A 13,861-nucleotide genomic window follows, 5' to 3' on the forward strand; every position below is an offset into this window, starting at 1 on the left:
TGAGCAGTTCTTCCAGACTATCCTTTGAGTCGTTCTCGCCAGGCGGCGACTTGCGTTTGCACTTCGACTCGACCGCCGCTGCCGTGGCTGGAAAGGCGCGCGACGACGTTCTGAACGCCAACGTAGTCTGACACACCTGCTTCGATCTTGTCACAGGCCTGCTGTAGTTCGGCGAGGGTCAGGTCGGCGAGCTTACACTTCTTCGACTCACACAGCCGGACCAGTTTCCCCACGACTTCGTGACCGGTTCGCATGGGAACGCCCCGTCCGATGAGGTATTCCATCAGCGTGGTGGCATCCAGGAATCCTTCCTCAAGCCGCGCGTTGATGGTTTCAACCTGCAGGCGGGCTCGCCGGACGATGTTCGGTGCCAGTTCCAGACAGGCCTGGACGGTGTCGAGTGCATCGAAGAAGGCGAGCTTGTCTTCCTGGAGATCGCGGTTGTAGGCCAGGGGGAGCCCCTTCAGAAGCGTCAGAATCTGGGTGACGTCGGCGATCACGCGAGCGGACTTACCGCGAATCAGCTCCAGCACATCGGGATTCCGCTTCTGCGGCATGATCGATGAACCGGTCGTATACGCGTCGGGCAGTTTGAGGAAGCCGAATTCCGTCGTGCACCACAGGATCCATTCCTCGGCCCAGCCACTCAGGTGAACGGCAATCAGTGACAGGTCGAAGATCGATTCGGCGAGATAATCCCGGTCGCTCGAGACGTCCAGGCTGTTTGCGGCAACGGCGATGGAACAGGTGTCCGTCGCTGCGGTACCGGTGAAGCCGAGCAGCTTTGCCGATTCGTCGCGATCGATGGGAAGGGATGTACCGGCAAGGGCGGCAGCGCCCAGTGGCAGGACGTTGACTCGTTTCAGGCAGTCAGCAATTCGCTCGCGATCGCGCTGAAACTTTTCGCAGTAGGCCAGCCAGTAGTGAGACGCCATGACGGGTTGAGCACGCTGCAGGTGCGTGAATCCCGGCAGGACGACGTCCGCATCGGCTTCACATCGCTCGACAAAGGCCTTTTGCAGTTCTTCGAGCAATCCGTCGAGGGTTGTCAGGGAATCGCGCACGTACAGCTTGAGATCCGTCGAGACCTGATCATTTCGACTGCGAGCGGTGTGCAGTTTGCGGCCCACATCGCCGATCCGCTGAATCAGGGCCGACTCGATGTGCATATGGATGTCTTCGAGTTCCGTCTTCCAGACCATCTCGCCCCGGGCGATTTCGCCCCCGATCTGGTCCAGGGTTTCGACAATCTGACGGCATTCGTCCGCAGTGAGCAGTCCGACTTTGGCCAGCATGCGAGCGTGCGCCTGCGAACCCCGAATATCGACGGCGGCAAGTCGATGATCAAAGGAAATGGATTCGGTGAATTTCTCGACGCGCGGGTCGGTCTGTTCGTCGAAGGCACCGCCCCAAGGTTTGACGGACAAGATTGGCTCCTGCAATAAAATCTCTGTATCGATCAGGCGTGATGCACGCTTTTATCAAAATCTCGTTGAAGCAGGTACGGTTCGCAACGCCCATGGGCAGAAAAACTCCGTGCCATGTTCTTGCCGGAAGGGCTGCTTCTGATCACCGGACGTGCCCCGTTCCCGACGCCGTTGGGCTGTCCCTCAAAGGGTTCAATGCACGACGCATTCGGTTCGCGCGGCGTCGGCCTAGGAACCGTGGACGGTCTCTCGAGGCCAGGTGTACCCTTTCTGCTGGCGAAAACCCTTCAGCCGAATCGTTCCGTCAGGATCCAGGTCCATGACGGAATAACCATTGTTTTCGGTACCGGCGCCCTCCACCATCGCAACCAGAGTGCAGTAGTGAATGCCGCCGATCTCGCGGAGATCGTTCTGATGGCTATGTCCCTGGAAGACTGCCAGCACCTTGCCGGACTGCTCCAGCACCTGACGAACTTCCGGGCCGTTTTTCACCCCGTGATCGTTACTCACATCCAGACGCTGATGGGCGAAGACGACCGTCTTTTTCTGAGTCCCCTTGAGGTCCGCTCGAAGCCATTCCACCTCGGCCGGAGGGATGTTGGCGTCCGTCCACTGGGAATTTTTTCGTCCATACGGTTGGCCGTCACTGCGGAAACACGCGTCGAGCACGACGAAATGAAAGTCCCCCCGGTCGAATGAGTAATAAGACTTTGATTGACCGACGGCCTCCAGAAACTCGTTCTTGGTCAGCGTATCGACGCAGTGATTTCCCAGGACATAGTGGCGATCCCGGGAAATTGCCGAGAACTCGCGATCGATCGTGTTGAGGTATCGCAGCTCTGTTTCCACGGTATCCGCGGCGTCGATGAAGTCACCCAGTTCGACGACAAAGTTCGCTGTCTGCTGCTCAAACTCGGTCGCTGCATCGGTCAGTTTCTTCAGGGTGTCGCGATAGTGACGAGTCCCCGCCGCAGGTTTATCTGCGTAGTGCAGGTCTGTAATCAGGCCCACTTTCAGCGATTTTTCATTGGGTTCCGCGAAGAGAGAGTGGGGATCGAGTACGGAGGCGGCGGCCAGGCAAAGCACACCGTGATGAAAAAAGGCTCGTCTACCGACACGTGTTGCGCTCTCGCGGTCGCTCATCATCATTTTTTCGCCTTGTGGTAAAGGAATCGAAAGGACACCCGGTGCGGAAACAAGGGCTGGTTCTCCCTTGATGAACACATCTTCGCCACGTGACCCGGGGCCGGCATGCAGGTGACGAAGATGAGTCGGGGAGTCACTTCCGGCCAGTATATCCCCCTTGGCCCGTTTTGAGGCCATGTTAGCAGGGGGGAACTGCATTCGAGCGATCTGACTGTTTTGCTGCGAATTCTCCTGAATTCCAATCTCTGATCAAAAAAGTCTTATATACGTCTCGACAAAGGTTGTTTGAACGAGTAATGTCGGTTTCGGGAAGCCGAAGTCCTGTCCGTCAGGCTCCCCGGATCCCCGCAGCGGGCCACTACTGCACCAAACCCTCGCACGGCTGAGCAAACAGGAGCGTTTAAATGACCGAGAATCAGGGTCCTCAAGTTGTCGTCATTGGTGGTGGTCCTGCCGGATCGACGGTGGCGACACTCCTGGCCCAACAGGGGATCAATGTCGAACTGTTCGAACGCGAGGTATTTCCCCGGTTTCACATTGGCGAATCATTGATTCCCGAGACGTACTGGGTGCTTGAGCGACTGAAGATGCTCGACAAGATGAAGCGGAGCCATTTCGTCAAGAAGCACAGTGTTCAGTTCGTGAACGCCAGCGGACGAAGTTCGACCCCGTTCTACTTTCATGACAACAAACCGCACGAATGTTCGGCGACCTGGCAGGTGCTTCGCAGCGAGTTCGATGAGATGATGCTCATGAACGCTCAAGAACAAGGCGTAAAGGTTCATCAGGGGGCGCGTGTCCGGGACGTGCTGTTCGAAGGGGAACGGGCCGTTGGGATTGAAGTCACGACGCCAGAGCAGGGGACGCGAAAAATCCTGGCGGATGTCGTGGTCGATGCGAGCGGCCAGAGTTCGATGATTATCAACCGGTTCGGACTGCGGGTCTCGGACCCGCAGCTCAACAAGGGAGCAATCTGGACTTACTTTGAAGGAGCCTACCGGGACACCGGTCGTGACGAAGGGGCCACGCTGGTACTTCAGACGCACGACAAACAGGGGTGGTTCTGGTACATCCCGCAGCACGATAATCGTGTCAGCGTCGGTGTTGTGGGGGATTTCGATTACCTCTTCAAAAACCGGGGGGACCACGAGCAGACGTACCTTGAGGAACTGGACCGTTGCCCCAGTGTCAAAGAACGTGTTTCGGTCGGACGACGAGCGTCCCGTTACTATGCGACGAAGGACTATACGTACCGCTCGAGCCGTGCCTCGGGGGACGGCTGGGTGCTGGTGGGTGACGCCTTCGGCTTCCTCGATCCCCTGTATTCGTCCGGAGTCCTGCTGGCACTGAAGTCAGGGGAACTCGCGGCCGACAGCATTGTCGAAGGTCTGGCGAAGGGAGATACCTCCCGTGCCCAGCTCGGGAAATGGGAAGCCGATTATGTCCGCGGAATGAATCGCATGCGGCGACTGGTGTGCGAGTACTACGACGGATTCAGTTTCGGCCGGTTCGTTCGCCGGTTCCCTCATCTGCGAGGGGCGGTGACAGACCTGCTGATCGGTGATCTGTTCAAAGAGGAACTCGACACCGTCTTTGAGTCCATCGACCTGATGCGGAGTGAAGCTCTGAACGCCCAGCCGACCTGATCAACTTGACTTCTCTTCCTCTGATCCGGAATGCAAAATAAGGCTTCAAGCCGAAGAAGGATCGAGGAATCACTGACAACGTCGATCTGAACCAGGAAATTTCCGCTGAGCCGCACGGGCGGCTCAGCTCTTTCCCGCCGCATTGGCAAAATGCAAACCTCCCCGGGGCTTTCTGAGTTTGTCTCAGAGCAAAAGCCCCTCAATTCAGCCTGCCAGACACCTGTTTGCCCGTGTTTTCCAGTTCCCTCACAGATTACGATTTTCCCGACAATCTGCGATGTGAACCACGCCCACCTAACTTGATGCTGAGGAATCCAGGATGACCAGCCGAACGCTCGTATGTATCGTCGTGATTTGTGCGGCAGTCGTATTACTCAGTGGTGTGAAGTCACCAGCAGGGGACGATCCGCAGGGGAAGAAGGGGGGGGCTAAACGGAAACCCGAGCCAACCGTTCGCTTTACCGTTGAAGCCGCGAAGGAGCGATCGGAGCTGATGCATCACATCTATGCCGCCACGCTGGACACGATGCACCATCACTATTTCCGCGTGAACAAATCGGTGCTTCCTGCGCGGGCGATGGAGGACGTTTTTGCCGATGTCGCACAGCAGACGCATTCCACTGCGCGGTGGATCTCCGTCAATACGAAGCCGATGAGTGTCGATCACGAGCCCAGCACTGACTTTGAACGAAACGCCGCTGCCGCCATCGCTTCGGGTAAAACGGAGTTCGGTGCTGTGGAAGATGGCTACTACCGTCGGGCGGGGATGATTCCTCTTTCCGCCGGATGTGTGGGATGTCATACAGGAATGGCGACGGACCCCGGGAAAACTCCCCGTTTCGCCGCACTCGTCATCAGTATTCCTGTCCAGGAATAATTCGTTCGGTACTCGTCTCCATAAAACCCTCGACGCATGCGCTGCCAGACGCATGCGTTCGTCTTTGGCAATTGCGCGGCGTCGGCTGTGCGGATTTCGCGACCTTGGCCGGGCGGGATCGGCGACAGACCGGCAATTTCGGCTGCTGGGCGCCGATTCCTTCCGAATTGGAACCCCCTTTCTTGGCACGGGTTTCCGTCAGGTCGAATTGGTATTTGCAGAAAGAGGGGTTGCTGCGATTCTACGGCTCATTTCGCGTGAGTCACGGAGTCAGATTACTACGCCGAGCGTGCATTGCCATGTCGCACAAAGCTATCCCGCAAAGTTCCCGCCGAAGACGCTCTTCGCGGCACAATAATCCGATTTCGGACTTTGGCATTTCTTCCACCAAAGCGAACCAGCCCTTTCTGGTGACAGCGACAGACATCTGTCTGTGGGGGACCCTCATCGCGGTCTCGATTGGAATGGCAGGGCGTCTCCCCAGCGGTCAACTGGCCCTGGTCATTGGCGCTTCCGTCACGACATTCTGCTGGATCATGCATCTGCTGACGACCTCAGAACCACGGTATTCGTGGAGCGGCAGTGAATGGCTGTGGATCGCCGGGATCCTGGTCGGGGTGGCCCAGATCGTGCCGCTGCCGACAGAATATCTGCTCGCCATTTCCCCGCAGATCAAAGAAGTCCTGCCGTTCTGGTTTGATCCCGAAACAGCCGGCATCTTCCCGAGTGCCTGGAATCAGTTGTCCCTGGCACCCTGGGAAACGACATCGGGAATCGCCACGTTCGTGTCCTATGCGCTGCTGTTTCTCATCGCCTTCCAGCGAATTCGAACCGTGGATGACGTCGAACAGACGCTCTGCCGCTGTGCGCTGGCGGCGGTGGCGATGATGTGCTTCGCCCAGGTCCAGTTTCTGCTGAGCAACGGGAAGTTCTTCTGGGTCTATGAACATCCCTTCATGTCGACGATGACCTATCCGCTGGGTTGTTTCACGAATCGAAACCATCTTTCCCAGTTTCTGGCTCTCGGAACCGCTCCGCTGATCTGGTGGGTCCTTCGGCGCCTGCAACAGCAGAAAGAGGATCGGGCGAACAGCACCGGCATGCCAGACGGGATGCACGGTCTATGCGTGACGCTGCTGCTCTGTGCGCTGGGGGGGATTGTCCTCACCGTGCTGCTGACTTTGTCCCGTGGGGGACTGGCCGCTGTGGCGCTGACGACACTCGTCGCAATCATCGTGCTCTGTCGCACAGGGCTGGCCTCGGCGAAGTTTGGTTTTGCACTCATTCTGGTCGGAGTCGGCGCGAGCACCCTGTTCTCGATGAGTAAGTACGAGGCGGTTTTGGCAAATCGTCTTGAACAGGACAGCGGACGTACCGAGATCTGGCAGGCAAATATTCGTGTCGCGCAGGAATTTCCCGTCCTGGGAACCGGTGTGGGGACACATAGCGATGCCTATCAATTGCATATCCAGAACGAAGGGGAAGATGGCTATGAGTACTCGCATGCAGAGTGCGGTTATCTTCAGATTGCGTCTGAGTCGGGGATCGCCGGACTGGTCGTGACGGGACTGGTCATCGCGACCTGCTTCTGGTGGTGCCTGGGGGCACTTTGGAACAGGGATCAGAAAGCGAGTTCCGCCGCCGCCGCCATCCTGGCGAGTCTGATAGCCAACGTCGCGCATGCGGCCTGCGACTTCTTCTGGTACACCCCGTCGTGCATGATCATGCTGGCTGTGCAACTGGCTTGCGTTGCCCGGCTGTACCGTATCGCGCGGCAAAGCGCGGGGGCTCGGGCCTATACGTTCCGACTTCCACGCCTGGTTTCGGCGATGGGGATGTGTGTCGTCGGCGCTGTCGCCGTCTGGATGTTTGATCTCAAGTATCCTTCGCTGCAGGCCGCGATGTATCGCACGCACGGACCGCGATTGGAGACGTCTGAAGACAACGATCTGACAGAGGAAGAATTCGAGGCGGAAACACAGCAGCGCCTCAAAGAAATTGTGCTGGCCGCGCGCGTGAATCCGCACGATGCCAAACTGCAGGAAACGGCCTGCTTTGCCTACATGCAGCTCTTCGATCTGCGACAGCAGAAGGCCGAGAACACCATGTCGGTGGGGATGCTGCGTGACGCTGTGAAAGCATCGGAATTCCCTTCCGCGGAAGCCTCCAGCGAGTGGCTCAGTCGCTCCGTCGGGACCAATCTCAAGTTCCTTAGGCTGGCCAAACGCTCTCTCAACCGGTCACTGACCAACAGTCCTTTACGTTCGAAGTCGTACATCCTGCTGGCCGACCTCAATTTTCTGGATCGCCTGGATGATGCGGACTTTCTGGAACGCTGCCTCAGCCAGTCGCTGAAACTGCGGCCCCGGGACCCCGATACGATGTATCTGGTTGGTGCTTCGGAACTGCAGGAAGGGGACATGGACCGAGCTCTCGAGTACTGGCGTCCCGCGTTCGCTGGCAGCCGCCGCATGCAGGAACGGATCGCGAACATCCTGGCCGGTCAGATGGACGTGGAATTCTTTGAAACCGAATTTCAGCCTGACTGGAAAGCACTGGAGCTCATCGGACAAGCCTACAAGAAAGTGGGGCGCGACGAAGAGGCTGAACGGGTCCAGCGGAGATACATCGAAGAAGGACTCGTCCGGGCAGAATCCCTCACGTCCGATGAGGAACTGGAAACCACCATGATCTCGGTCAGAAACGCCTGCATTGAACTGGGGGATCGCGACGAGGCGGTGAATGTATTGAAGCTGGCCGTGGAACGGTTGCCTCATTCGTACTCGATTCACTACATGCTCGGCCTGGACCTGATGAATTCCGATCGCGTCGTCGAAGCGTCAGAGCATCTCGAATGGTGCACTAACCGGCAGCCGGGTGACTCGAACCTGCGAAAACTGACCTCCAAGGCGGTCATCGAACGGCTGAAGCTGACCCCTTCTTCGATGGATGAGATCGAAGACGAAATCGAACAGACCAGTTTTCAACCCTGATCTCTCGGCGAACGAGAACGACGCGGGGGCGTGTGAAGTACCGGGTGAATCCCTGAATGCGGGGCCACCTCTCTCATGGAGGTCATCTCGAAACGCCCCGCTCTACCAGACGCACGTGCATCGAAGAAGGCGCGTTAGGCGTTTTGTTTCACCGGGCTGTCGGCGTCAGGAAAGTTGATTCAAATTCCAGTTGGATGTTGCCGACTTCGCAGTCGTCGAATTCGGTGGTCCGCTTCTCCAGAGAATGCTGTTTCAACTGGAACGTATTCCGGCCGGGCTTTAGCAGGCTGTCGGGAATGGGGAGCCGGACTCGATCCGGATTTGCGGCACTTGCCTTGAAACGGACCTGCGAATTCAAATCCCCGATGCTGTCCCCATTGATCAGAACTTCCGTGATCAATTGACCGCGGCGAAGTTCGGGAAGAAACGGGCTGGCGGGCGGGGCTTTCGGACCTGACGCCTCGAGTTCGGCGACGTCGATTGTGAAGAACGCCTCCCCGGCGGGAACGTCATTGAGCACGACCTCACCCGAGACTTCGGTTCCGTCCGGTAATTGACGATGAAAATCGGAGCGAATGGAATTTCCCAGATGAAACCGTCGTGCGTCGACCAGAACCGACTGGCCGAAGAAACGTGGGGTCACTCGAAGGACTTCAGACCATCGAAACGTCATGTCTCCCATCAGCGGATGCCTTACCTGGATTTGCCTGGCGTCGATATCACGGATCGTGCCGGTCAGACGCTCGGGCAGGCAGTCGGGACGGTCGACGAAGGGCTGCAGTTGAATGAGGGCCGAGACACCTGTTGCCGGATTGGTTCGCTGGTTGACTGCGCGATCGGGTTGATGCCAGTTCAAGGAAACCAGTTGCGAGAGCGGGATTGATCGGGACTGACCCAGCGCTATCAGTTGAACGCTGGGAGGCGAAAGGTGGGTGATCTGACCGAACAGTTCATCTCCCGTGATGGTGACGAGCTTGTCACGCAGACCGGCGTCGATTGATCCCGCCAGTGGCTGGCTTGTCTCGACGTATCTGCGAACGTGCAGTTCATCAATCCACAGACCGTTGCCGGAATCTGGATTTGCAGGTCGGAAGTCGATCGAAGCCAGCGGGGTCGCAGGTCCCCTGACAGTCGCGAGCGTGGATTCATCGATCAGAAACTCGACGCGGCCCCCTTGAGCACGCATCAGGAAGGTGTGCCAGCCAGGTTCCATCTTCAGCCGCGGGGCGGCAGGTGAAATCGCGATTCCCGCGATCGACACGGAATGGTCAGCTCCCACGCGGACAATCATCGATTCGGCGTCGGGGGCGTCACGGTTCCAGACGAGCCGCCACTCTCCCGCACTCTGACTCGGATCATGCACCTGTGCAAAGAATGAGAACTCCACGCGGCCGGACAGGATCGGTGGATCGAGCGGAATCGAGTATCCCGTTGCTGACGGGTCCAGACGCAGCGACGACTTCCCGTCGGCGGCACGTTGAGGATCCAGTATCCGGCCCCCGCCCGTTTCGGAAGGAACAGATGAGTCGTGTTCAAACCCATCGTAAAGCAGATCTGCTTCGCCGGGCGGGTTGGCGATCTGTGTGATGGCAGAGGAGGGAACTTCAATGATTTGTCGAGTCTGCAGCCGCACCTTCGTAGCGTGTTCGTCCCTGGCAAGCAACTCGCCCAGGAATCGATCCCCGCTGATCAGTGTGAACTGGTACAGAAAGCGGTGTGACCGGCTGACGCGCGGCTGGCGGGGAAGATCGATTCGTGTGCCACGGATCGTTTGCGACAGACGAGTCAGCCCGCTGCCGAGTTCACCTGTCAAAGGGGCGATCAGTTCGGCAGAGTGGCTGGGGCGAGTGACGACCTCAGGAGCTTCTTCCAGGGCAAGACAGGGCGCAGCGGGGGTGAGGATCAGTAGCAGGCAAGACAGACGCTCGGTGAATCGAATGCGACCAGACAAACAAGGATCCTCGAATCTTCAGTCTGACCATGTGAGTGGCGGTTCATTCCCGCACTACCGGACGAGCTTTCTCACCTTATGATTGCTGCTGTCCCCAACGTAGATCGCACCATCACGTGCGACGAAAACTCCATGGGGACGGTGAAGCTGGCATTTGAGCGGATCGCCGTCGGCACCGTCCCCCGGTTTACCCGTTCCGATCAGCGTGTCGATCTTGCCCGATTCCTTGTGGATGATTCGGACCGCGTGATTTTCTGTATCGCACAGTAATAGATTGCCGTCGTGATCGATGGCAATTCCTTTCGGGCCGGCAAGCTGAGCTTTTCGAGCGTCACCGCCGTCTCCTGAGAATCCCTGTTTGCCTGTCCCCGCGACATGGTGCATGATTCCCTTGGCGCGGTCGATGCGGTAAACGGAGTTGCCCTCCCGCAGGATCACATACAGATCACCATTGCTGGCGACGGCGATCGACCGGGGACCGTTTAAGGCTGATTCCGCCAGCAATCCCCCGTCCCTGGTGGCGGTACGCTCACCTGTCCCCGCGAATGTCGAGATGATCCCCGTGCTGAAATCGATTCGTCGGACCCGATGATTTTTGATGTCGCAGATGAACGCACCCGACTCACCATCGAGAACTACGGCGATCGGCAAGTTCAACTGAGCCTTCACAGCAGGACCGCCGTCACCGGCAAAGCCCGGGACTCCCGTCCCGGCGATGGTGCTGATCAGGCCCGACTTCGTGGCCACTTTGCGAATCGCCTGCGAGTTTGTGTCCGAGATGTAAAAGTTACCTTCCACATCAAACCGCAACTCGTGAGGTTCGTGCAGCAAGGCCGACGTGGCTGCTGCGCCGTCCCCCCCGTAGCCCGGCTTGCCTGGGGTTCCCGCAACCGTGGAGAGTGTCTTCTTCTCTAGATCCAGTCGCCGGACAATGTGATTGGAAAACTCGCAGAAATAGAGGGCTCCGTCCGGGCCGATCTCCAGTCCGAACGGCTGATTGAGATTGGCTTTCGTCGCCGGGCCACCATCACCGGAATAGCCCTCCTGACCACTGCCGGCCAGTGTGAAGATTTCGCCCGCGACGGCGGCGGACGCGGTGACACCGAAGACAACGAGAAGGCTGAGCCAGGTTGAAAGCTTCATACGTGGTTTCTCACATTCGTGACTCGGGTGCTGGTTCAGGTCGATGGTAGTCATCGTTGCGCAGGCATTTCAATGATACCAGAAACCGCTTCATCGCCGTCCCCAACGAACGGCCTGGAGTTCGAAATCACACAAATTCTTCCTGCCGGGTCAGACTCATCAAGGCGGCGCAGGGGCTTTGCCACAGGGGTTCGCCCAGACGTCTTGAGCGAGCGATTAATTGAGGCGTTCCGCTTGGATTATTTGGGGATCACGCCTACTCTTCTAGGATATATCAGTCACTCCCACGAACGCGTTTCCGTCTGGAAGCGGGGCTTCGGGGATCTTCAAGGAGACGCTGAATGAGATTCGCAACGTGTCTAGCCATCCTTCTCTCTTCCGCGCATGTCGCGACGGCACAGGAAAACACGTCCCCTAAAGTCCTGCTGGGATCACCCGATCTGACAGCAGGGATTCCGGGACAGGGAGAATTGACCATCGAACAGATCAAGCGATGGCTCGATAACCCTGCCAACCATGTCACGCTCGAAGTCGAACTGCCGGAAGGGCTGTCGCTGGGGGCGAACAATATTTCGATCCCCAAGAATAACCCGATGACGCGGGCCAAAATTGAGCTGGGACGACAGCTCTTCTTTGATACGCGACTCTCGGCCGACACCACGATCAGTTGCGCCAGTTGCCATCATCCTGAAGATGCCTACGGCCGTAATACGACCTTCGGCGAAGGGATCGGCGGACAGGTGGGCGGACGCAATTCCCCCATCGCTTATAACCGCATCCTGAGCACCCTTCAGTTCTGGGACGGCCGGGCCGATTCGCTGGAAGAGCAGGCCAAAGGACCGATCGCCAACCCGATCGAAATGGGACATACCCACGAAGCGGCCACGACCGGTTTGAAGGGAATCGAAGGCTACCGCCTGCAGTTCGATAAGATCTTCCCCGGGGAAGGCGTCACGATCGATACCGCAGCCAAGGCGATCGCCACATTTGAACGTGCACTGGTGACCGGAACTTCGCCCGCCGATTACTACGAGCCACTGCTCAACTTTGAAAAGACGTTCAAAGACGATCTGAAAGACATGAAGGCCTTCAAGGAAGACGACCGCGAATCCTATGACCTTTACTGGAAGCTCAAACGAGCCAGCAACGCTCATCCGGTCTCGCAGTCAGCCAAACGAGGTCGCGAACTGTTCTTCGGCAAGGCGAACTGCACCGCCTGCCATGCCGGGGCCAACTTCACCGACGAGAAGTTCCACAACATCGGCATCGGGATGGATAAGAAAGATCCCGATCTGGGCCGCTATGACGTCACGAAGGATGATAAAGACCGTGGTGCCTTCAAGACCCCAACGGTTCGAAACGTTGCTCAGACCGGCCCCTTCATGCACGATGGCAGCCTGAACACGCTCGAAGAGGTCGTCGAATGGTACGACAAAGGGGGCCATCCGAATCCTTACCTGAGCGACAAGATGAAAAAGCTGAACCTGACCGCTCAGGAAAAGGAAGACCTCGTCGCCTACATGATCGCCCTGCAGGGAGACCTGCCACCCGTCCGCATGGACCGCCTGCCCAAGTAACCACGTAAGTCTGTTCGGAACGCCGACGCGACAATCGCTCAAGGCCCGTGTGTACAACCGCACGGGCCTCATTTTTCGTACCTTGGGCACGAGGCCTCGCGTCGTCCTGCAAGAGCTTCAGCTTTACAAAGCCACCACTGGCACAATCGAACTTTTAAACCTGATTTCGACAATCTGATCGGCAATTAAGCCATTTTCTCCCCTGACTGGATGGGCCGCCCGTTCGCCGCTCCTGATTTACTTCGCTGGACGGACCAGAGGCGCTGCGACACAAATCCGCGACCGTGCCCACTCCCGAACAAACGGGAATCTGAAACCAATCTGAATTCAAAAATACTTTTGAGGGAGGAGTCGCTAAGTTCTGCAATACTCCGCAACGCTTGCCAAAATTTCATCGTGACTCATGGGGTCAAACTTGCACGCGTCACTGCCAAGAAGGTGTTGGAACGCTAACGCCACGCAGCAGCGTGTAATTCTGCTTTGCTGATTCGAGTGGGAGATGGTCTGATCGCTCGGCGAGCCGTTTGCGGTTGCCCCGCCGAAATCAATCCCCAACGCCGTCATCGCCAGGGAAAAGTTTTGCTTGTTTCCAGTGACTTGGACACGGCGAAAATCCTCTTACGTTCTCATTTGCAAAGAGAGGATTGTTCTTTTATCGTCGGCGTCACGATGCCCCCTAACCCCGCCCCAGCCAGCCATGTTTCCAATCTCTCGCCTCACATCGAGCCAATCAACATGGGGGATCCCGGTTCGAATACCCGTAACTCGATTTCCCCCCTGCAATCGCCGCTGGAATTAATGAGGGCCAGAAAATCGGGCCAAACGTCCGCTGCGGGAGCGCACCGCAGGCGAAGTTGGATCTCGAAATCAATGCTCCATCTGATCCGCCGTGGACATCTTTACGCGGGGCTCTTACTGATCCCGTGGGTCATCCTGTTTGGCGTGACGGGCTTCCTGTTTAATCACTCGACGTTCTGGCCGGAACAGCTGGTGATTCATGTTCGTCAGAGTCATACACGAGGTACCCCTGTCGCTTCGTTACCCAAAGCCGTCGACATTGCAGAAGAGGTTGTCAGTGGGATCAATGCTAAAGTTGGGTCT

The 13,861-nt window shown here is 57.6% G+C and carries 8 protein-coding genes and 1 pseudogene; 5 read left to right on the forward strand and 4 right to left on the reverse strand.

Translation table 11 applies throughout. From position 1 onward, the window contains the following. Positions 1-17: 17 nt before the first annotated feature. Both argH and VGE80_RS23970 read right to left on the reverse strand, forming a co-directional pair. Entirely contained in the window at positions 18-1,427 is a 1,410-nt protein-coding gene (gene argH / locus VGE80_RS23965) for an argininosuccinate lyase (protein ID WP_440594404.1), read from the reverse strand. A gap of 228 nt (positions 1,428-1,655) precedes the next feature. Then, positions 1,656-2,576 carry a metallophosphoesterase family protein gene (locus tag VGE80_RS23970; RefSeq protein ID WP_373653859.1) on the reverse strand — a complete coding sequence of 307 codons (921 nt, stop codon included), beginning with the start codon at positions 2,574-2,576 and terminating at the stop codon, positions 1,656-1,658. Between the two features lie 401 nt (positions 2,577-2,977). Between VGE80_RS23970 and VGE80_RS23975 the strand changes: the two genes are divergently transcribed. The 3 genes from VGE80_RS23975 to VGE80_RS23985 all read left to right on the forward strand — a co-directional run bounded on the left by VGE80_RS23975 (position 2,978) and on the right by VGE80_RS23985 (position 8,089). Then, the gene (locus VGE80_RS23975) at positions 2,978-4,219 is read left to right on the forward strand and encodes an NAD(P)/FAD-dependent oxidoreductase (protein ID WP_440594405.1); all 1,242 of its coding nucleotides are present in this window, start codon (positions 2,978-2,980) and stop codon (positions 4,217-4,219) included. A gap of 319 nt (positions 4,220-4,538) precedes the next feature. Then, positions 4,539-5,096 (forward strand): hypothetical protein, encoded by a 558-nt coding sequence (locus VGE80_RS23980; protein ID WP_373650602.1) that lies wholly within the window; start codon positions 4,539-4,541, stop codon positions 5,094-5,096. Between the two features lie 299 nt (positions 5,097-5,395). Then, positions 5,396-8,089, forward strand: a complete 2,694-nt coding sequence (locus tag VGE80_RS23985; RefSeq protein WP_373650603.1) for an O-antigen ligase family protein — start codon at positions 5,396-5,398, stop codon at positions 8,087-8,089. A gap of 148 nt (positions 8,090-8,237) precedes the next feature. Here VGE80_RS23985 and VGE80_RS23990 read toward each other — a convergent pair whose 3' ends face one another. Next, positions 8,238-10,040, reverse strand: coding sequence for a hypothetical protein (locus tag VGE80_RS23990; RefSeq protein ID WP_440594406.1), 1,803 nt, complete (start codon positions 10,038-10,040; stop codon positions 8,238-8,240). 54 nt (positions 10,041-10,094) lie between these two features. After that, on the reverse strand, positions 10,095-11,183 hold the full coding sequence (locus VGE80_RS23995; protein WP_440594407.1) for an NHL domain-containing protein: 1,089 nt from the start codon (positions 11,181-11,183) through the stop codon (positions 10,095-10,097). A gap of 341 nt (positions 11,184-11,524) precedes the next feature. Here VGE80_RS23995 and VGE80_RS24000 point away from each other — a divergent pair, with 341 nt between their 5' ends. Beyond that, on the forward strand, positions 11,525-12,760 hold the full coding sequence (locus tag VGE80_RS24000; RefSeq protein ID WP_440594408.1) for a cytochrome-c peroxidase: 1,236 nt from the start codon (positions 11,525-11,527) through the stop codon (positions 12,758-12,760). An 870-nt stretch (positions 12,761-13,630) separates the two neighbouring features. Beyond that, a pseudogene (locus tag VGE80_RS24005) lies at positions 13,631-13,861 on the forward strand (PepSY domain-containing protein); the annotation flags it as partial.

The organism is Schlesneria sp., assembly GCF_036405755.1.
In the GTDB taxonomy this organism is placed as follows: Bacteria; Planctomycetota; Planctomycetia; order Planctomycetales; family Planctomycetaceae; genus Schlesneria; species Schlesneria sphaerica.